Below are 19964 nucleotides of genomic sequence, written 5' to 3' on the forward strand. Positions count from 1 at the left end.
ATACTGCCGCCACGACAGATCATCGGCGTAGCGGTAGCGCGTCGTTCAACGGAGACGGGAGGAGTCATGACGCGGATAGCCATCATGGGAGCGGCGGGCCGCATGGGTCGCATTCTGCTCGAGGCTACGCACAAGTCGGCGGACGCCGAGCTGGGGGCGGCGGTGGTGCGGCCAGAGAGCTCGCTGATCGGTAGCGATGCCGGTGAGATGGCGGGCCTCGGACGCGTCGGCGTCGCGCTGGTCGGCTCGCTGGAGGCCGCGGTGGGCGACTTTGACGTATTGATCGACTTCTCGACGCCGACGCTGACGCTGGAGAACCTCGCCTGGTGTGCGGGCAACGGCAAAGCGATCGTGATCGGCACCACGGGCTTCGATGATGCGCAGCTCGAAGCGTTGAACGGCCACGCGGCGCGTCTGCCGGTGGTGTTCTCCGCCAACATGAGCACCGGCATCAATCTGACCGTCAATCTGCTCAAGACGGCGGCGAAGGCGCTTGGCGATGCCGGCTACGACATCGAGGTGATCGAGGCGCATCACCGCCACAAGGTCGATGCGCCTTCGGGAACTGCATTGATGCTGGGTGAAGCCGTGGCCGAGCCGCTCGGGCGAGATCTGAAGACGCACGGGGTGTTCGAGCGTGTCGGCCAGGTCGGGCCGCGGGACCCGAAGGAGATCGGTTTTGCCACCGTGCGCGGCGGGGATATCGTCGGCGAGCATACGGTGCTGTTCGCCGCCGAGGGGGAGCGTATCGAGATTACCCACAAGGCCTCGAGTCGGCTCACGTTCGGTAATGGCGCGGTGCGCGCCGCGGCCTGGCTGGCCGGCCGTGCGCCGGGGCGCTACGACATGCAGGATGTGCTTGGGCTGAAGGGATAAGCCGAGGCGGCGGCGCCAACCGCATCGGTCGACGATTGAGGGGTGGAGTCCAGCGACAAGATTCGGTATCATTAGCCCAATTTGGCCGGGCGAAGCCGCAGGCAATGCTGCAATCAGGACAATAAGCGGGATGAAACCGGTTTTCCGGATTTCGTCCCGCTTTTTTACGACCTGGAATCGCGGCATCCCGGTCGACGAGATCTCGGGTACGGGTAGCGCGTCGCGCCGCCATGACGATGTGCCCACATGACACAGTTGGTGACCAGTGAGGAGGATGTTGCCTTGAACAGACCCGCGATACTGGCTCTCGAAGACGGTAGTGTATTTCACGGTACTGCGATCGGAGCCGATGGGCAAACCAGCGGGGAGGTGGTGTTCAACACCGCCATGACCGGCTATCAGGAAATTCTCACCGACCCCTCCTACACCCGCCAGATCGTCACGCTGACCTACCCGCATATCGGTAACACTGGTATCAATGCCGAAGATATCGAGTCCACGAGCATCGCCGCCGCCGGACTGGTGATTCGCGATCTGCCGCTGATCGCCAGCAACTTCCGCAGCGAATCCTCGCTCTCGGATTACCTAGCTGCCCAGAACGTGGTCGGCATCGCCGATATCGATACGCGTCGCCTGACGCGCATTCTGCGCAGCAAAGGCTCGCTCAACGGGGCGGTGCTGGCCGGCGAGGCGGCGCGCGGTGACGACGCTATCGAGCGTGCGCTGGCGGCGGCGCGCGAGTTCCCCGGGCTTAAGGGCATGGATCTGGCCAAGGTCGTCTCGTGCCAGTCCACCTACGAGTGGGCCGAGGGTGAATGGGCGCTGGGTAGCGGCTATGCCGATGCGGCGCTGGGCGAACGACCCTATCACGTCGTTGCCTACGACTATGGCGTCAAGCACAACATCCTGCGCATGCTGGCGTCGCGCGGCTGTCGCCTCACCGTGGTCCCGGCCGAGACGCCGGCCAGCGAGGTGCTGGCGCTGAACCCGGACGGCGTCTTCCTGGCCAACGGCCCGGGCGATCCGGAGCCTTGCGACTACGCGATCAGCGCGATCGGCGAAATTCTCGAGACCGGCATTCCCGTCTTCGGGATCTGTCTGGGGCATCAGCTGCTGGCGCTGGCCGCCGGCGCGAAGACGATGAAGATGAATCACGGTCACCACGGTGCCAACCACCCGGTGCAGGACCTCGACAGCGGTCACGTGATGATCACCAGCCAGAACCACGGCTTCGCGGTCGACGAGACCAGCCTGCCGGGCAACGTGCGTGCGATCCATCGCTCGCTGTTCGACGGCACGCTGCAGGGCATCGAATTGACCGACCGCCCCGCTTTCAGTTTCCAGGGGCACCCGGAAGCGAGCCCGGGGCCGCAGGACGTGTCGCCGCTGTTCGATCGTTTCGTGTCGATGATGCAGGCTCGCAAGCCGGCGGCGGCCTGAGCCGCCACCCGACGGTCGCGGCCTTGAGGGCTGGCGCCTGTCGCCATGAAGAACCGAACCTTATTCAGGGTGGCGCCCGTCGCCATCCTCACTTCTCGACGAGTGTTAGCGCATGCCAAAACGTACGGATCTCGACAGCATTCTGATCATCGGCGCCGGCCCCATCGTCATCGGGCAGGCGTGCGAATTCGACTACTCCGGGGCCCAGGCCTGCAAGGCACTGCGTGAAGAGGGCTTCCGCGTCATCCTGGTCAACTCCAACCCGGCCACCATCATGACCGATCCGGTCATGGCCGATGCCACCTACATCGAGCCGATTACCTGGCAGGCGGTGGAGAAGATCATCGAGAAGGAGCGCCCCTCGGCAATCCTGCCGACCATGGGCGGTCAGACCGCGCTCAACTGCGCGCTCGACCTCGATAAGCACGGCGTGCTCGAGCAGTACGGCGTGGAGATGATCGGTGCCAACGCCGACGCCATCAACAAGGCCGAAGACCGCGACCTGTTCGACAAGGCGATGAAGAACATCGGCCAGGAGTGCCCCAAGGCGAAGGTCGCCCACACCATGGGCGAGGCCTGGGAGATCCAGGCGTCGCTCGGTTTTCCGGTCATCATTCGCCCCTCCTACACCATGGGTGGCTCCGGCGGTGGCGTGGCCTACAACAAGGAGGAGTTCGAAGAGATCTGCGGTCGCGGCTTCGAGCTCTCCAACAATCACGAACTCCTGATCGACGAGTCGCTGCTCGGCTGGAAGGAGTACGAGATGGAGGTCGTTCGCGACAAGAACGACAACTGCATCATCGTTTGCGCGATCGAGAACTTCGATCCGATGGGCGTTCACACCGGCGACTCGATTACCGTCGCGCCGGCGCAGACGCTGACGGACAAGGAGTACCAGATCATGCGCAACGCCTCGCTGGCGGTGCTGCGCGAGATCGGCGTCGAGACCGGCGGCTCCAACGTCCAGTTCGGCGTCGATCCGGATACCGGGCGCATGGTCGTGATCGAGATGAATCCACGCGTGTCGCGCTCGTCGGCACTCGCCTCCAAGGCGACCGGTTTCCCGATTGCCAAGATCGCCGCCAAGCTGGCCGTCGGCTACACCCTGGACGAGCTGCAGAATGACATCACCGGCGGTGCCACGCCGGCCTCCTTCGAGCCGTCGATCGACTATGTCGTCACCAAGATTCCGCGTTTCACCTTCGAGAAGTTCCCGCAGGCCAACGATCGTCTGACAACGCAGATGAAGTCGGTCGGTGAGGTCATGGCGATCGGCCGCACCTTCCAGGAGTCGATGCAGAAGGCGCTGCGCGGTCTCGAGATCGGCGTCGACGGGCTCGATCCGAAAGTGACCGAGTTCTCCGCCGAGAACATGGCGCTGATCCAGGGCGAGCTGCAGGCTGCCGGGGCGGATCGCATCTTCTACGTGGCGGACGCCATGCGCAGCGGCATGAGCGTCGACGAGGTCTTCGCACTCACCAATATCGACCGCTGGTTCCTGGTGCAGCTCGAGGAGCTGGTGCGCCTCGAGGGTGAGGTTGCCCGTCGTTCGCTCGGTGACTTCAGCGCCGACGAACTCTACCGTCTCAAGCGCAAAGGCTTCTCCGACGCCCGCCTGGCTCGCCTGCTCGGTGTCTCCGAAGGCGAATTTCGCAATCGTCGTCGTGAGTTCGACATCCGTCCGGTCTACAAGCGGGTCGATACCTGCGCCGCCGAGTTCGCCTCCGATACCGCCTACATGTACTCCACCTACGAGGAGGAGTGCGAGGCTGAGGTCAGCGACCGCCAGAAAATCATGGTGCTGGGTGGCGGGCCCAACCGGATCGGTCAGGGCATCGAGTTCGACTACTGCTGTGTCCATGCCGCGCTCGCCATGCGCGAGGACGGCTACGAGACCATCATGGTCAACTGCAACCCGGAAACCGTCTCCACGGATTACGATACCTCGGACCGTCTCTATTTCGAGCCGGTGACGCTCGAGGACGTGCTCGAGATCGCCGACAAGGAGAAGCCGGCCGGCGTTATCGTGCAGTTCGGTGGCCAGACGCCGCTCAAGCTGGCGCGCGCGCTGGAGGCTGCCGGCGTGCCGATCATCGGCACCACGCCGGATGCGATCGACCGTGCCGAGGATCGCGAGCGCTTCCAGAAGATGATCGAGAAGCTCGGTCTCAAGCAGCCGCCCAATGCGACGGCGCGCAGCTTCGAGGAGGCCTTCGCCAAGGCTGAGAAGATCGGCTATCCGCTGGTGGTGCGCCCGAGCTACGTGCTTGGTGGTCGCGCCATGGAGATCGTCTACGACGCCTCCGAGCTCGAGAACTACATGACCCATGCGGTCAAGGTCTCCAACGACTCCCCGGTGCTGCTCGATCACTTCCTCAGCGCGGCTGTCGAGGTCGACATCGATGCCGTCTCCGACGGTCAGCAGGTGGTCATCGGCGGTATCATGCAGCATATCGAGCAGGCCGGCGTGCACTCGGGAGACTCTGCCTGCTCGCTGCCGCCCTACTCGCTGCCGAAGGACGTGCAGGACGAGATGCGTGACCAGGTCAAGCGCATGGCGGTCGAGCTCAACGTGGTCGGGCTGATGAACGTCCAGCTGGCCTGGCAGGATGGCGAAATCTACGTCATCGAAGTCAACCCGCGCGCCTCGCGTACGGTGCCGTTTGTCTCCAAGTGCATCGGCCGCTCGCTGGCTCAGGTGGCGGCACGCTGCATGGCCGGCAAGACGCTCGCCGAGCAGGACTTCACGCGCGAGCTGATTCCGGGCTACTTCAGCGTCAAGGAAGCGGTCTTCCCGTTCAACAAATTCCCGGGGGTCGATCCGATTCTGTCGCCGGAGATGAAGTCCACGGGCGAGGTGATGGGGTCCGGCGAGACCTTCGCCGAGGCGTTCTACAAGGCGCAGCTGGGTGCCGGCGAGGCGATTCCGCGACTCACCGGCGAGCGCAAGGCGTTCCTCTCCGTGCGTGAACCGGACAAGCAGGGTCTTATCGAGGTAGCCCAATCTCTGCTAGCCTTGGGGTTCAGTCTCGTGGCAACTCGCGGCACGGCCAGGTCTCTGGAAGAGGCGGGTCTGTCCGTTGCCGTCGTCAACAAGGTTTACGAAGGCCGTCCGCATATCGTCGATCTGCTCAAGAACGACGAGATCGCCTATATCGTCAATACCACGGAAGGCCGCCAGGCGATCAACGATTCCTCGGTCATTCGGCGTACCGCGCTGGCGCGCAAGGTGCCCTATGCCACGACGCTGGCGGGGGCGCGTGCCGTCTGCATGGCGCTGGAATACGGTAATGAGATCACGGTGCGGCGGCTGCAGGAACAGCACGCAGGAGCAGTTCATGAATAAGGTCCCGATGACCGTCCACGGCGAGCAGGCCTTGCGCGAGGAGCTCAATCATCTCAAGGGCGAGGAGCGTCCGCGGGTGATTGCCGCGATCGCCGAGGCGCGGGAACACGGCGATCTCAAGGAGAACGCCGAATATCACGCCGCGCGCGAACAGCAAGGCTTCATCGAAGGCCGTATCCAGGAGATCGAGGGCAAGCTCTCCAACGCCCAGGTCATCGACGTGACCAAGATGCCGAAGAACGGCAAGGTGATCTTCGGCGTTACCGTCGAGCTGCTCAATCTCGAGACCGATGATGAAGTGCGTTATCGCATCGTTGGCGAGGACGAGGCCGATATCAAGGCAGGCAAGATTTCGGTGACCTCCCCGATTGCCCGCGCGCTGATCGGCAAGAGCGAGGGTGACGTGGTTAATGTGCGCACGCCGGGCGGGGATGTGGAGTACGAAATCTCCGGCGTCGAGCACCTCTGATCAGGCGCGCTTGAAACCGGCCTTGGCGGGCGCTCGACGCCCTTCGGGCTTCACGGCCGAGGCCGGTTTTGTCTGGTTTTCCCCTGACGCGCCAGCGCGTTCGACAAGGCAGTTCGTGATCCAACGACAGACGCCAGTGACAATGTCACTGGCGTCTGTCGTTTCCCGCGTTCGCTTTCTGCGTTACAGGCTGGCTCTCGGCCGCTCAGTGACGGCCGTGGTGGTGCTCGGCGCGGGCGATGTTGGAGAGCTTGGGGTTGGCTTTGGGGTTATGGCGATAGAGCAGTGCCACCTTGCCCAGTGATTGCACCAGCTCGGCGCCGGACAGAGCGACCAGCTCCTCGATCATCGCCTGGCGGTCATCGCGCTCGGGGATGGCGAGCTTGACCTTGATCAGCTCGTGATCGTCCAGCGCGCGTTCGAGTTCCTGCCGGGCGCCGTCGCTCAGGCCGTTCTCGCTGACCGTGACGACGGGCTGCAGGTGGTGGCCGATGCTGCGATAGGCTTTCTTTTGTGCCGCTGAGAGGCTCATGGTAATCTGACCGTTGGACTTCGCGAATAGGGAAGGCGGTGCCGCTACAGGTCTCACCACCGCAATGTCGAAACGCGTTATGGTACGGCTTTCGGCGTTGGCGGGGAAGACGGCATCGCGTGATCTCCCGGACATCGGCCCCTGGATCGGCTCGTGCCGTTCCGCCAAGCTTCTCCCGCATGACCCCCGGCGGCCGATCGCGACCGCATCCACATCGTCCCTTGCCCCGTATCCGACTTCAGGTGATCTTTAGTGGCTCGCCCCAACCGTTCCGACAAGCCCGGCGCCGCGGCGCGACAGAGCAAGAGTAGTGCCGGATGGCTGAAAGAGCATTTCGATGACCGCTACGTGCAGCAGTCGTGGAAAGACGGCTATCGTTCTCGCGCCAGCTACAAGCTGATCGAGCTCGACGCCCGCGACCGGCTGTTTCACCCTGGCATGGCCGTGATCGACCTCGGCGCGGCGCCGGGCGGCTGGAGCCAGATTGCCGCCGACAAGGTCGGTGGCGAGGGCAGGGTCGTGGCCTCCGACCTGCTGGAGATGGATGCGCTGGCCGGGGTGAGCTTCATCCAGGGGGACTTTACCGAGGAGAGCGTGCTCGAGGCGATTCTCGCCGAGCTCGACGGTCGCCCGGTCGACCTGGTGATGTCGGACATGGCGCCGAACATGAGCGGTATGGCCGCGATCGATCAGCCCCAGGCGATGTATCTGGTCGAGCTGGCGCTCGATCTTGCGCGCCAGACCCTGTCGCCGGGTGGTAACTTTCTGGCCAAGGTGTTCCAGGGTGAGGGCTTCGACGACTATCTGCGTGACCTGCGAACCAGCTTTCGCAAGGTCGTCACGCGCAAGCCGGAGGCGTCCCGCGCGCGGTCGCGGGAAGTCTATCTGCTGGCGCAGGGATTTCAGGGCTAGGCTTGCAAGCATGGTCGCTCGCCCCCATCTGATGTAGGGTCGAACCATGGCAAGCACGGGCAGCAGGATTCGTACTATGAGGGTGGTGTCTTGAACGACATGGCGAAGAATCTAATTCTCTGGTTGGTCATCGCGGCAGTCCTGCTGACGGTGTTCAACAATTTCAGTGTGGATAGCTCGCCGCAGACGATGAGCTATTCGCAGTTCGTCGAGCAGGTGCAGAACGATCAGGTGCGCAGCGTCACCATCGACGGCTACACCATCAATGGCGAACGCAGCGACGGCACGCAGTTCCAGACCATTCGCCCGGCCGCTCAGGATCCGAAGCTGATGGATGACCTGCTGTCGCACGAGGTGACCGTGGTCGGCCAGAAGCCCGAGGAGCAGAGCCTCTGGACTCGGCTGCTGATCGCGAGCTTCCCGATTCTGCTGATTCTGGCGATCTTCGTCTTTTTCATGCGCCAGATGCAGGGCGGTGGCGGTGGCAAGGGCGGGCCGATGAGTTTCGGCAAGTCCAAGGCCAAGTTGCTGAGCCAAGACCAGATCAAGTCTACCTTTGCCGACGTGGCCGGTTGCGATGAGGCCAAGGAGGAGGTCGTCGAGCTCGTCGACTTCCTCAAGGACCCGTCCAAGTTCCAGCGCCTCGGCGGGCAGATTCCGCGCGGTGTGCTGATGGTGGGGCCGCCGGGTACCGGTAAGACCCTGCTCGCCAAGGCGATTGCCGGCGAGGCCAAGGTGCCGTTCTTCTCGATCTCCGGTTCCGATTTCGTCGAGATGTTCGTCGGTGTCGGCGCCTCTCGCGTTCGCGACATGTTCGAGCAGGCGAAAAAACAGGCGCCCTGCATCATCTTCATCGACGAGATCGACGCCGTCGGTCGCCATCGTGGCTCCGGCATGGGGGGTGGTCACGACGAGCGCGAGCAGACGCTCAACCAGCTGCTGGTCGAGATGGACGGCTTCGAGGCCAACGACGGCATCATTGTCATCGCCGCGACCAACCGTCCCGACGTGCTCGACCCGGCGCTGCTGCGCCCGGGCCGCTTCGATCGTCAGGTCACCGTGCCGCTGCCGGATATTCGCGGTCGCGAACATATCCTCAACGTGCACCTGCGGAAGGTGCCGATGGGTGACGGCGTCAAGGCCAGCGTGATCGCGCGTGGTACGCCCGGCTTCTCCGGTGCCGACCTGGCCAATCTGGTCAACGAGGCCGCCCTGTTCGCGGCCCGCCGCAACCGGCGCACCGTGGGCATGGAAGAGCTGGAACTGGCCAAGGACAAGATCATGATGGGGGCCGAGCGCCGCTCGATGGTCATGTCCGAGAAGGAGAAGCTCAATACCGCCTATCACGAGTCCGGTCACGCGATCATCGGTCTGCTGATGCCGGAGCATGACCCGGTCTACAAGGTCACCATCATTCCGCGCGGCCGTGCGCTCGGCGTGACGATGTTCCTGCCGCTCGAGGATCGCTACAGCTATTCGCGTCAGCAGATCATCAGCCAGATCTGCTCGCTGTTCGGCGGGCGTATCGCCGAGGAGATGACGCTGGGGCCGAATGGCGTGACCACGGGAGCCTCCAACGACATCAAGCGGGCTACCGAGCTGGCACACAGCATGGTCGCTAAATGGGGCCTCTCCGAGGAGATGGGTCCGCTGATGTACGACGAGGACGAATCGCACCAGTTCCTCGGCGGCCCGGGCCAGGGCGGTGGCAAGCTGACCTCCGGCGAGACCTCGACGCGTCTCGATAAGGAAGTTCGCCGGATCATCGACGAGTGCTACGATACCGCGCGTCGCATTCTCGACGAGAATCGCGACAAGCTCGATCTGATGGCCGAAGCGCTGATGCAGTACGAGACGATCGACGCCGATCAGCTCAAGGACATCATGGAAGGGCGCAAGCCGCGGCCGCCGAAGGACTGGGACGACAACGGCCCGACGCCGGGCAGCGGACAGACGATCGACGGTACTGCCGAGCCCAAGCCGGAAGGCGAGGGTGACGCAGGCGATGAGGCCGGCGGCAGGCGGCCCTCCGATCCGCTGGGCGGCCCGGCCGGTTCCTGACAGTGCCAGTGGTAATCCCTGCGACAGGGCGTCAGAAATGGCGCCCTGTCGCGTTTCCGGCGTCGGTGAGTGTGTGTATCGTCCCGAGATCGCCGACGGCGACGTGGGGCTGCATGCCAGCAGCCGGCGACGCCTCGCCTAACCGGCTAGCGGCGGGCTGTCCCCGTCCGCCGAGCCACGATTCACGGAGCAATGACTGACGCCATGACCGATTCGCCCGCCGTGCTGCGCTGCGGCAAGCACCTGCTGGATCTCTCGCGCCCGCGGGTGATGGGGATTCTTAACGTGACGCCGGATTCTTTCTCCGACGGCGGTCGCCACAACCAGCTCGACGATGCGCGACGCCACGCGGAGCGACTGCTCAAGGAAGGCGCCGCGATCATCGATGTGGGCGGCGAATCGACACGCCCCGGTGCGGAAGCGGTTCCGCTGGACCAGGAGCGCGAGCGTGTGCTGCCGGTGGTGGAGATGCTGGTGCAGGAGTTCGATGCGCTGGTGTCGGTCGATACCAGCACGCCCGAGCTGATCACCGAGGTCGCGGCGGCAGGGGGTGGGCTGATCAACGATGTGCGCTCGCTCGTCCGGCCCGGTGCCATGCAAGCGGCCGCAATGACCGGCCTGCCGGTGTGTCTGATGCATATGCTCGGCGAGCCACAGACGATGCAGGCAGCGCCGCACTACGACCGTTCGGTCGAGATCGAAGTCGCGGATTTTCTGTCCGCGCGCGTGGCCGAGTGCGAGGCCGCTGGCATCCCGCGCTCGCGCCTGCTGCTCGATCCCGGTTTCGGTTTCGCCAAGACGCTCGAGCACAATCTCGAACTGCTCAATCGCATGGCAATGCTGAACACGCTGGGGCTGCCGTTATTGGTCGGTATGTCGCGCAAGAGCATGATCGGCAAGACCTTGGGGCGTGCCGTCGACGAGCGGCTGCCCGGCGGGCTGGCGTTGTCGGTGATGGCGGTGGAGCGAGGCGCTAGAATTGTCAGGGTGCACGATGTGGCTCCCACGGTCGACGCGGTCGATATGGCCTGGGCTGTGCTTCAGGAACGTGCGGTTTCAGAACGAGGCGAACATGAGTAGACGTTATTTCGGTACCGACGGCATTCGCGGGACGGTCGGGCAGTACCCCATTACCGCCGACTTCATGCTCAAGCTCGGCTGGGCGGTCGGGCGTGTGCTCTCGGGCAAGCTGGCGGGGCAAGAGGGGCGTCTCAAGTCGCGTCAGTCGCCGCGCCCCAAGGTGATCATCGGCAAGGACACGCGAATCTCGGGTTACATGTTCGAATCTGCGCTGGAGGCGGGGCTTTCCGCGGCCGGTGCCGACGTGTCGCTGCTCGGGCCAATGCCGACGCCGGGGATTGCCTACCTGACGCGCACCTTTCGCGCCGACGCGGGTATCGTGATTTCAGCGTCGCACAATCCGTACCAGGATAACGGCATCAAGTTTTTCTCGGCGGAAGGTCTGAAACTGGCCGATGCGACCGAGCTCGAAATCGAGGCCGAGCTCGATCGCGAGCTCGAAACCATGCCCCCGGACCAACTCGGTCGTGCCGTGCGCATCAACGACGCTGCGGGTCGCTACATCGAGTTCTGCAAGTCCACGGTGCACAACCGGCTCGAGCTGCATGGACTCAAGCTCGTGCTCGACTGCGCCCACGGGGCGACCTATCACATCGCGCCCAACGTATTCCGCGAGTTGGGGGCGGATGTCAGCGTCATCGGGGCCGAACCGGATGGGCTCAACATCAATCACGAAGTGGGTTCGACGCATACCGAACGCCTGCGCGATGCGGTGCTGGCGAGACAGGCCGATCTGGGGATCGCCTTCGATGGCGATGGCGACCGGGTGCTGATGGTCGACGCCCAGGGCAGTCTGGTGGATGGCGACGAGATCCTTTACGTCATTGCCAGCGACCTGCAGGCGCGCGGCAAGCTCAATGGCGGCGTCGTCGGTACGTTAATGAGTAATTTCGGACTGGCAGCGGCATTCGAAAAGGCCGATATTCCGTTCGAGCGCGCCAAGGTCGGCGATCGCTATGTGACCGAAAAACTGGTGGCCAACGATTGGCTGCTGGGCGGTGAAGCCTCCGGGCACATCGTCTGTCGTCATGTGCAGACCACCGGTGACGGCATCGTTGCCGCGCTGCAGGTGCTGGCCGTGATGGTGCGCGAAGAGGCGTCGCTGGCGCAGCTGCTCGACGGCTTTGAGAAGGCGCCGCAGTCGCTGATCAATGTGCGCTTGCCGACAGGAACCGACGCCGGCACGCTGTTGAAGAGCGATGCCTTGCATCACACCGTAGAGGCGGTCGAGCGAGAACTGGGCGACAGTGGCCGGGTTCTGCTGCGACCGTCCGGCACCGAACCCCTGATCCGGGTAATGGTGGAGGGGCGGCCGCGCTTTGACGTGCAGGCGCTGGCGCAGCGCATCGCCGACAGTGTCGAGACGCTGATCGCCTGAAATACCGGTGTTGCCGGTGTGTCTGCAGTAACGTGGCAGTAATTCCCTTGTTGTCTTGCTGTCAAGGCTTTTATACCATGTCGCACCACCGACGGGAGGTAGCATGCGCAAGCCGCTGATCGCGGGTAACTGGAAGATGAATGGCTCGGCGGAGTTGGTCGAGGCATTCGGTCGGGCATTTGCCGAGGCGTCTTTGCCCGCACCGGTCGAAGTCGTCATCCTGCCTCCCTTTCCCTATCTCGATGCCGCGCGTCAGGCTTTTGCCGACACGCCGGTCACGCTGGGGGCGCAGACGTTGAACCCGTTGCATTCGGGGGCGCGCACCGGCGAGGTCAGCGGTCAGATGCTGCGCGAGTTCGGTGTCGACTACGTGCTCGCCGGCCACTCCGAACGTCGCCAGCTCTATCGGGAGAGCGACGAAGAGGTCTACGACCGGGTCATCGCCGCCTTCAGTGTCGGTATTCGGCCGATACTCTGCGTGGGGGAAACCCTGGAAGAGCGTGATGCCGGGCATACGGAGGATGTGGTGCTGCGTCAGGTGGGTTATGTCATGGCGCGCCTCGATCCAGAGCAGCGGCGTCGCATGACGATCGCCTACGAGCCGGTCTGGGCGATCGGTACTGGGCGTACCGCCACGCCTCAGCAGGCACAGCAGGTGATGGCGGCAATTCGGCGCTATCAGGCCGGGTTCGACCGTGAGCTTGCCGGTGAGCTGCGCCTGCTCTATGGCGGCAGCATGAACGCGAGCAATGCCAAGGAGTTGCTCGCGCAGGAAGATATCGACGGCGGCCTGATCGGCGGTGCCTCGCTCAAGGTCGACGATTTCATAGCGATTTGTCAGTCAGCAGGTTGATTTCATGCAGATAGCAGTCTTGATGGTTCATGTTCTTATCGCCATCGCCGTGGTGGTGCTCGTCCTGCTGCAGCAGGGCAAGGGCGCCGAGGCCGGAGCGGCGTTCGGTGGCGGTTCCTCGCAGACGGTGTTCGGCTCACGCGGCAGCGGCGGTTTCCTCGCCAAGCTGACCGGGGGCCTGGCGGCACTGTTCTTCGTCACGTCGCTGGCCCTGGCTTACTTTGCTGCCAACGCCGGCAGTGCGCCGCAGACCGGGATTCCGGATGCGCAGGTGATCGAACAGCAAAGGAATAGTGCGCCGACGCTTGACGACGGCGAGCAAAGCGGGAATAATGCTGCGCCAGCACTCGAGGAAGGCGGTAGCCAGAATTCGTCAAATCCTTGAGTGGCAAGGAAAACTCGTTGTCGCTCAGCTTGGCTGTTTAGTAGCGAGTTTCGTGTGACGCCCAGGCGTGACACACCCCCGGATGCCGAAGTGGTGGAATTGGTAGACACGCTATCTTGAGGGGGTAGTGACCTTACGGTCGTGCGGGTTCAAGTCCCGCCTTCGGCACCATCGTCAAGCCAAGCGGCCAGCCGCTGACGCGAGACGAAAAGGGTTTCTCGCAGAGAGAACCCGGCGATATGAAGGAGCTCCTTGACCCATCCAGAGGTCGTTCCTATAATCGCCAACCTGATGTTGCGGGGTGGAGCAGTCTGGTAGCTCGTCGGGCTCATAACCCGAAGGTCGTCGGTTCAAATCCGGCCCCCGCTACCAAGTTTCTTGAAAGGCCCCTTCCTGTGAAGGGGCTTTTTGTTAGCAGCCCCGTCTGCTGACGCCAACGTCAGTCAGCCACCTAGCACCTTGCATTTCTCTCAACTCCCGGTCAGGTGCCTGATGCAACTGCTGTAGGAGTCGTCTGTGGTCACCAAAGACGCAGCACTGTATGCGATCATCGAGCCCGTGGTCAGCGCCATGGGCTTCGAGCTGTGGGGCCTCGATTATCTGGCTCAGGGCAAGCACTCCAAGCTGACGGTCTATATCGACAGCGACAACGGCATCTCCGTGGACGATTGCGCCGAAGTCAGCCGCCAGATCAGCGGCGTGATGGATGTCGAGGACCCGATCTCGGGCAACTACCATCTGGAGGTGTCGTCTCCGGGTATGGACCGCCCGCTCTACACGCTCGATCACTTTTCCCGTTATCGCGGACATGTGGTGCAGCTGCGTCTGCGTACCGCCTTTGACGGCCGTCGCAAGTTTCAGGGGCAGTTGGCCGGCGTCGATGGCGACGAAGTGCTGCTGCGCATCGACTCGGAAGAGTACTGCTTTCCCATTGAGAGTATCGACCAGGCTCGCGTCGTTCCGCAGTTCGACGACTGATTTCGATCACCTGCTAATTCGATGATAAAGAACCGGTTTTTCGGCGAGGCATAGGCATGAGCAAAGAAATCCTGCTGGTCGTTGACGCCATCTCCAACGAGAAGAGCGTGCCCCGAGACGTCATTTTCGAAGCGGTCGAGGCGGCGTTGGCCAGTGCATCGCGCAAGCGTTTTGAAGGCGAGGACGTCAGCGTTCGCGTCGAGATCGACCGTCGCACCGGCGAGTACGATACCTTCCGCCGCTGGGTGGTGGTCGAGGACGAGGAGTATCTCAGCGAAGAGCGCGAGATCCCGCTTTCCGAGGCAGAACAGCGCGATCCGCCGCTCGGGCTCGGCGATGTGGTCGAGGAGCAGATCGAGTCGGTGGCGTTCGGTCGTATTGCCGCGCAGACTGCCAAGCAGGTGATCGTGCAGAAAGTGCGCGAAGCCGAGCGCGCGCAGATCGTGCAGCAGTACACCGAGCGCGAGGGTGAGCTGGTCGCCGGTATCGTCAAGAAAACGACACGTGACGGCCTGATCATTGATCTGGGCGAGAACGCCGAAGGCTTCCTGCCGCGTGGCGAGATGATTCCCGGCGAGCGATATCGCATGAACGAGCGCGTCCGTGCGCTGCTGTGGAAGGTCGACGCGGAAGCGCGCGGTTCCCAGCTGATTCTCTCGCGGACCAAGCCCGGCATGCTGGTCGAGCTGTTCAAGATCGAGGTGCCGGAAATCGCCGAGCAGCTGATCGAGATCAAAGGCGCGGCCCGCGATCCTGGCGCCCGCGCCAAGATCGCCGTCAAGACCAACGACAAGCGCATCGACCCGGTCGGTGCCTGTGTGGGCATGCGCGGTTCGCGTGTGCAAGCGGTGTCCAACGAGCTGCGCAATGAGCGCGTGGACATCATTCTATGGGACGACAACCCCGCGCAGCTGGTGATCAACGCCATGGCGCCGGCGGAAGTCGCCTCGATTCTCGTCGATGAAGACGCCCATTCGATGGACGTCGCGGTCGGCGAGGACAATCTTGCCCAGGCCATCGGTCGTAGTGGTCAGAACGTCAGGCTCGCCAGCGAGCTGACGGGTTGGACGCTCAACGTCATGACCGAAGATGAGGCCGAGGGCAAACGCGAGCAGGAAGTCGACAGCCTGGTCGAATATTTCGTCAACCATCTCGAGATCGACGACGAAGTCGCTCGCATCCTCGTGGAGGAAGGCTTCACGACGATCGAGGAGCTGGCCTACGTGCCGCTCGAGGAGATGCTGGAGATTGAAGACTTCGACGAAGAGCTGGTCGAGGAACTGCGAGCACGCGCCAAGGATGAGTTGCTCAACCTGGCGATCGCCTCGGAAGAGGAATTGGACGGCGCTCAGCCCGCCGAAGACCTTCTCACGATGGACGGCATGGACCGCCACCTGGCCTTTGTACTTGCCAGTCGTGGCATCGTCACCATGGAGGACCTCGCAGAACAGTCCATCGAGGATCTGAAGGATATCGACGACGTGGACGAGGAGCGCGCAGCGGCACTGATCATGACTGCCCGTGCGCCTTGGTTTCAGAGCGAAGAGTAACGTGGTCACGGGTTCAGGAGGGTCGTAATGTCAGACATGACCGTAAAAGAGTTTGCAGGGAAGGTGGGGCGCGATGTGTCCCGCCTGCTCGAACAGATGAAGGATGCGGGTCTGCCGCATCAACAAGAGAACGACGCGGTGTCCGAAGAGGACAAGCAGCGTTTGCTGGATCACCTGACCAAGAGTCACGGTGGCGGCCGCGGGCCGCGTAATCGCGTCACGCTGACGCGCAACACGCGCAGCAAGATTCGGTCCGGCGATCGTGGCAAGACGATCGAGGTGCAGGTTCGCAAGAAGCGCACCTACGTCAAGCGCGAGGCGGAGCCGGCCGAGGAGACTCAGGCTGAAGAGACCGGCCCGCGTCAGCTGGTCGGCGACATGGCTGACCAGGCGGCGGAGCAGCAGGCCAGTGCGGAGGCGGCAGCCGAGCAGCAGGCGCAGAGCGCAGGCCAGGCCGTTTCCGACAAGGCAGCAGCGCCGGCGCCCGAGCCGGAAGCCCCCGGTGCCGACATTCCGCAGGAGCCGCAGGTCGAAGACGACGCGCCGACATCCAACAGTCAGCCGTTCGTCGAGCCGCCGCCCAAGGAACCGCGCACTGACAATCGTCGCGCCCATCCGAAGAAGGACAAGGAGCGCGATCAGGGGCGCCGCGGCCGGCGTGACGACAACGACGATCGTTCCGAACGTCGTCGCGGCGGCGGTGCCAAGAAGGCCAAGCGCGCCGAGCGTCGTGGTACTCGCCGCGGTCGCGACAACGAGCATGGCTTCCAGAAGCCGACGCAGCCGATCGTGCGTGAAGTCGCGCTGCCGGAATCGATCAGCGTGGCCGAGCTGGCCGACAAGATGTCGATCAAGGCCAACGCCGTGATCAAGGCCATGTTCAGCATGGGCGCGGCGGTGACCATCAACCAGACCATCGATCAGGATACTGCCGCGATCGTCGTCGAGGAGATGGGCCACAAGCCGAAGCTGGTCAAGGAAGATGCGCTCGAGACCGAAGTGCTCGAAGGCATCTCCTACGAGGGTGACGAAATTGTTCGCTCGCCGGTTGTCACCGTGATGGGTCACGTTGACCACGGCAAGACCTCGCTGCTCGACTTTATCCGTCGCACCAAGGTCGCGACCGGTGAAGCCGGCGGGATCACCCAGCATATCGGTGCCTATCACGTTGAAGGCGAACACGGCGGCGTGACCTTCCTCGATACGCCGGGACACGCGGCCTTTACCGCCATGCGTGCTCGCGGTGCCCAGGCGACCGACGTGGTTATCCTCGTCGTCGCGGCGGATGACGGCGTCATGCCGCAGACGATCGAGGCGGTCGAGCACGCCAAGGCGGCGGAAGTGCCGCTGGTGGTCGCGGTCAACAAGATCGACAAGGAAGGCGCCGATCTCGACCGGATCCGCAACGAGCTGTCTCAGCACGGTGTGATCTCGGAAGAGTGGGGCGGCGATACGCAGTTCGTGCCGGTCTCCGCCAAGACGGGCGAAGGGATCGATCAGCTGCTGGAATCCGTGCTGCTGGTGTCCGAAGTGCTCGAGCTCAAGGCCGTGCCGGAAGCGCCTGCCAAGGGCGTGGTGGTCGAGTCGCGTCTCGACAAGGGTCGTGGCCCGGTGGCAACCGTGCTGGTCCAGAATGGGACGCTGAACCGCGGCGATATCGTGCTGGCAGGTCTGCACTACGGTCGTGTCCGTGCGCTGACCAACGAGCTCGGCAAGCAGGTCGAGTCGGTCGGTCCGTCGATGCCGGTCGAGATCCAGGGTCTCGACGGCACGCCGGAAGCCGGTGAAGACTTCATGGTGCTGGCCGACGAGAAGAAGGCGCGCGAGATCGCCAACTTCCGCCAGGGCAAGTACCGCGAAGTGCGCCTGGCGCGTCAGCAGAAGGCCAAGCTGGAGAACATGTTCAGCCAGATGGGCCAGGACGAGGTGGCCAAGGTCAATATCGTTCTCAAGGCCGACGTGCAGGGCTCGCTGGAAGCGATCCGTGGTGCGCTGGAAGAGCTCTCCACCGACGAAGTCCAGGTGGCCGTGGTCTCCTCGGGTGTCGGCGGTATCACCGGCACCGATGCCAACCTGGCGCTGGCTTCCGAGGCGATTCTGGTCGGCTTCAACGTGCGTGCCGACGCCTCCGCTCGCGAGATCGTCGAGCGTGAAGGGCTGGATCTGCGCTACTACAGCGTCATCTACCAGCTCATCGACGAAGTCAAGCAGGCCATGAGCGGCATGCTGGCACCGGAGTGGAAAGAAGAGATCGTCGGTATCGCCGAAGTGCGCGACGTCTTCAAGGCGCCGAAGATCGGTGCCGTCGCGGGCTGCATGGTCGTCGAGGGCGCCGTGCACCGCAACAAGAAGATCCGTGTGCTGCGCGAGAACGTGGTCATCTACGAAGGCGAGCTCGAGTCGCTGCGTCGCTACAAGGACGATGTCAACGAAGTGCGTAATGGCATGGAGTGCGGCATCGGCGTCAAGAACTACAATGACGTTCAGGTCGGCGACAAGATCGAGGTCTTCGACCAGGTCAAGGTCGAGCGCACCCTGTAAGTCGCAGCACCGCGAACGCGACGTTCGCGGTGCCGTGACGGCAGCCCGGCATCGCCGGGTCATGAATCGCGGCGTCCGACATCCACCCTCGGGTAATGTCGGGCCGCAGCACAGACGGCGGCCCTCGCGTGTTTTCACGCGGGGGCCGGTCCGCAAGGTAGAGAGTCATGCGCGAATTCAAACGCACCGACCGGGTCGCCGATCAGCTGCAGCAGGAGCTGGCGGTGCTGATCCAGCGCGAGATCAAGGATCCACGCCTGGGCATGGTGACGGTCAGCTCGGCGAAGGTCAGTCGCGACCTCGGCTATGCCGACATCTATGTCACCCTGCTGGGCGAGAACGACCCGACACGTATCAAGGAAAACCTGGCGGTGCTCAAGCGCGCGTCGGGTTTTCTCCGGACGCAGGTGGCACGCCGCATCAAGCTGCGCCACGTGCCGGAACTGCGTTTCCACTATGACGAGAGTGTCGTTCGCGGGCATCAGCTGTCGGCCCTGATCGACGAGGCCGTGGCCAGCGACCGTCACGATGCCGACGGCAACCCCGCCGAAGGGCATGAGGGCACCGCCTCCGGGGGAGACGAGGAGTCCCGCTGATGGCGCGGCGTCGCAAGGGCTTGCCCATCGACGGTGTGCTGCTGCTGGACAAGGCAAGCGGCATGTCCAGCAACCATGCCCTGCAGCGGGCACGTCGCCTGTTCCAGGCGCGCAAGGCTGGCCACACCGGCACGCTGGATCCGATGGCGACCGGGCTTTTGCCGGTCTGCTTCGGCGAGGCCACCAAGTTCTCCGCGCATCTGCTCGAGGCCGACAAGGTCTATCGCACCCGGGTCAAGCTGGGGGAAACCACCGATACCGGCGATGCCGAGGGCGAGATCGTCTCGCGCCGAGCGTTACCGGACGGTCTGGACCAAGCGATGGTCGAGGCGGTGCTTGCGCGCTTTCGTGGAGAGATCGAGCAGGTGCCGCCGATGTATTCGGCGCTCAAGCATCAGGGCCGCAAGCTCTACGAGCTGGCCCGCGAGGGCAAGACGATCGAGCGTGCGCCGCGCCGCGTGACAGTGTATGATGTGCGGCCGTTCGACTGGGCCGAGGATGGCTTCTGGCTTGAGGTGCGCTGCAGCAAGGGCACCTATATCCGGACGCTGGCCGAGGATATCGGTGAAGCGCTCGGTGTCGGGGCGCATATCACCGCGCTGGAACGACTAGAGACCGGCCCTTTCGATAGCGAGCAGCGCCTGTCGCTCGAGACGCTCGAAGCGATGAGCGACGCGCAACGGCTTGCGATGCTGCTGCCGGTCGACGTGATGCTCCAGCATCTGCCAACGCTGCAGGTAGCGTCCGATGTGGCAGATCGCCTGCTGCATGGACAGCCTGCCACCGGTCTCGATATCGAGCTGGCACCGGGTGACACGGCAAGACTGTATTGCGGCCGGGCCTTTCTGGGGCTGGTCGAGTCGACTGCGCCGGGGACACTGATCCCCAAGCGTCTGGTCGACACCGCGGCAATGACGGCTGCACCGGCGTAACGGCGTCGGGCAACGTGATCGCTGCGGCGACGTCG

The 19964-nt window shown here is 63.7% G+C and carries 16 protein-coding genes and 2 tRNA genes; 17 read left to right on the forward strand and 1 reads right to left on the reverse strand.

All coding sequences use genetic code 11. The features are described from left to right. Nucleotides 1–66 precede the first annotated feature (66 nt). The 4 genes from dapB (at nt 67) to greA (ending at nt 6131) form a co-directional block, all read left to right on the forward strand. Complete coding sequence (gene dapB / locus MC381_RS02065; protein WP_251976058.1) at nt 67–876, forward strand: 4-hydroxy-tetrahydrodipicolinate reductase; 810 nt, start codon at nt 67–69, stop codon at nt 874–876. Nucleotides 877–1158: 282 nt separating this feature from the next. Then, entirely contained in the window at nt 1159–2316 is a 1158-nt protein-coding gene (gene carA, locus MC381_RS02070; RefSeq protein ID WP_251976059.1) for a glutamine-hydrolyzing carbamoyl-phosphate synthase small subunit, read from the forward strand. Nucleotides 2317–2428: 112 nt separating this feature from the next. Then, nucleotides 2429–5662 (forward strand): carbamoyl-phosphate synthase large subunit, encoded by a 3234-nt coding sequence (gene carB, locus MC381_RS02075; protein ID WP_251976060.1) that lies wholly within the window; start codon nt 2429–2431, stop codon nt 5660–5662. Continuing rightward, nucleotides 5655–6131, forward strand: coding sequence for a transcription elongation factor GreA (gene greA / locus MC381_RS02080; RefSeq protein ID WP_251976061.1), 477 nt, complete (start codon nt 5655–5657; stop codon nt 6129–6131). Before carB ends, greA begins: the two co-directional genes overlap by 8 nt. 205 nt (nt 6132–6336) lie before the next feature. Here greA and MC381_RS02085 read toward each other — a convergent pair whose 3' ends face one another. Then, nucleotides 6337–6663, reverse strand: coding sequence for a YhbY family RNA-binding protein (locus MC381_RS02085; RefSeq protein WP_251976062.1), 327 nt, complete (start codon nt 6661–6663; stop codon nt 6337–6339). A 252-nt stretch (nt 6664–6915) separates the two neighbouring features. On the opposite strand from MC381_RS02085, the gene rlmE reads away from it, so the two are divergent. From rlmE to truB, 13 genes are all read left to right on the forward strand, one after another. After that, nucleotides 6916–7575, forward strand: a complete 660-nt coding sequence (gene rlmE, locus MC381_RS02090; protein WP_251976063.1) for a 23S rRNA (uridine(2552)-2'-O)-methyltransferase RlmE — start codon at nt 6916–6918, stop codon at nt 7573–7575. Between the two features lie 90 nt (nt 7576–7665). After that, on the forward strand, nt 7666–9636 hold the full coding sequence (gene ftsH / locus MC381_RS02095; RefSeq protein WP_251976064.1) for an ATP-dependent zinc metalloprotease FtsH: 1971 nt from the start codon (nt 7666–7668) through the stop codon (nt 9634–9636). A 204-nt stretch (nt 9637–9840) separates the two neighbouring features. Further along, nucleotides 9841–10716: a dihydropteroate synthase gene (gene folP / locus MC381_RS02100; protein ID WP_251976065.1), complete on the forward strand. Its 876-nt coding sequence runs from the start codon at nt 9841–9843 to the stop codon at nt 10714–10716. Beyond that, nucleotides 10709–12094 (forward strand): phosphoglucosamine mutase, encoded by a 1386-nt coding sequence (glmM, locus tag MC381_RS02105; RefSeq protein ID WP_251976066.1) that lies wholly within the window; start codon nt 10709–10711, stop codon nt 12092–12094. The genes folP and glmM overlap by 8 nt, the downstream gene beginning before the upstream one ends. Before the next feature lie 103 nt (nt 12095–12197). Next, complete coding sequence (tpiA, locus tag MC381_RS02110; protein ID WP_251976067.1) at nt 12198–12947, forward strand: triose-phosphate isomerase; 750 nt, start codon at nt 12198–12200, stop codon at nt 12945–12947. A 4-nt stretch (nt 12948–12951) separates the two neighbouring features. After that, nucleotides 12952–13332 carry a preprotein translocase subunit SecG gene (secG, locus tag MC381_RS02115; RefSeq protein WP_251976068.1) on the forward strand — a complete coding sequence of 127 codons (381 nt, stop codon included), beginning with the start codon at nt 12952–12954 and terminating at the stop codon, nt 13330–13332. An 84-nt stretch (nt 13333–13416) separates the two neighbouring features. After that, nucleotides 13417–13503 (forward strand) — tRNA-Leu (locus MC381_RS02120). A 124-nt stretch (nt 13504–13627) separates the two neighbouring features. Beyond that, nucleotides 13628–13704 (forward strand) — tRNA-Met (locus tag MC381_RS02125). Between the two features lie 144 nt (nt 13705–13848). Then, nucleotides 13849–14310, forward strand: a complete 462-nt coding sequence (gene rimP, locus MC381_RS02130; RefSeq protein ID WP_251976069.1) for a ribosome maturation factor RimP — start codon at nt 13849–13851, stop codon at nt 14308–14310. Between the two features lie 56 nt (nt 14311–14366). Further along, a complete protein-coding gene (nusA, locus tag MC381_RS02135; RefSeq protein WP_251976070.1) occupies nt 14367–15860 on the forward strand; it encodes a transcription termination factor NusA in 1494 nt (497 codons plus the stop codon). Nucleotides 15861–15887: 27 nt separating this feature from the next. After that, on the forward strand, nt 15888–18401 hold the full coding sequence (infB, locus tag MC381_RS02140; protein ID WP_251976071.1) for a translation initiation factor IF-2: 2514 nt from the start codon (nt 15888–15890) through the stop codon (nt 18399–18401). Between the two features lie 167 nt (nt 18402–18568). After that, on the forward strand, nt 18569–18997 hold the full coding sequence (gene rbfA / locus MC381_RS02145) for a 30S ribosome-binding factor RbfA (protein ID WP_251976072.1): 429 nt from the start codon (nt 18569–18571) through the stop codon (nt 18995–18997). Then, on the forward strand, nt 18997–19929 hold the full coding sequence (gene truB / locus MC381_RS02150; protein WP_251976073.1) for a tRNA pseudouridine(55) synthase TruB: 933 nt from the start codon (nt 18997–18999) through the stop codon (nt 19927–19929). Before rbfA ends, truB begins: the two co-directional genes overlap by 1 nt. The last annotated feature ends 35 nt before the right edge of the window (nt 19930–19964 follow it).

The sequence above is a fragment of the Salinicola avicenniae genome, assembly GCF_023736115.1.
In the GTDB taxonomy this organism is placed as follows: domain Bacteria; phylum Pseudomonadota; class Gammaproteobacteria; order Pseudomonadales; family Halomonadaceae; genus Salinicola; species Salinicola avicenniae.

What these genes read in the sequence shown, in the direction of transcription:
- secG (WP_251976068.1), top strand. Translation starts at nt 12,952, where the DNA reads ATGCAGATAGCAGTCTTGATGGTTCATGTTCTTATCGCCATCGCCGTG.
- rbfA (WP_251976072.1), top strand. Translation starts at nt 18,569, where the DNA reads ATGCGCGAATTCAAACGCACCGACCGGGTCGCCGATCAGCTGCAGCAG.
- dapB (WP_251976058.1), top strand. Translation starts at nt 67, where the DNA reads ATGACGCGGATAGCCATCATGGGAGCGGCGGGCCGCATGGGTCGCATT.
- carB (WP_251976060.1), top strand. Translation starts at nt 2,429, where the DNA reads ATGCCAAAACGTACGGATCTCGACAGCATTCTGATCATCGGCGCCGGC.
- infB (WP_251976071.1), top strand. Translation starts at nt 15,888, where the DNA reads ATGTCAGACATGACCGTAAAAGAGTTTGCAGGGAAGGTGGGGCGCGAT.
- folP (WP_251976065.1), top strand. Translation starts at nt 9,841, where the DNA reads ATGACCGATTCGCCCGCCGTGCTGCGCTGCGGCAAGCACCTGCTGGAT.
- nusA (WP_251976070.1), top strand. Translation starts at nt 14,367, where the DNA reads ATGAGCAAAGAAATCCTGCTGGTCGTTGACGCCATCTCCAACGAGAAG.
- tpiA (WP_251976067.1), top strand. Translation starts at nt 12,198, where the DNA reads ATGCGCAAGCCGCTGATCGCGGGTAACTGGAAGATGAATGGCTCGGCG.
- glmM (WP_251976066.1), top strand. Translation starts at nt 10,709, where the DNA reads ATGAGTAGACGTTATTTCGGTACCGACGGCATTCGCGGGACGGTCGGG.
- truB (WP_251976073.1), top strand. Translation starts at nt 18,997, where the DNA reads ATGGCGCGGCGTCGCAAGGGCTTGCCCATCGACGGTGTGCTGCTGCTG.
- greA (WP_251976061.1), top strand. Translation starts at nt 5,655, where the DNA reads ATGAATAAGGTCCCGATGACCGTCCACGGCGAGCAGGCCTTGCGCGAG.
- MC381_RS02085 (WP_251976062.1), bottom strand. Translation starts at nt 6,663, where the DNA reads ATGAGCCTCTCAGCGGCACAAAAGAAAGCCTATCGCAGCATCGGCCAC.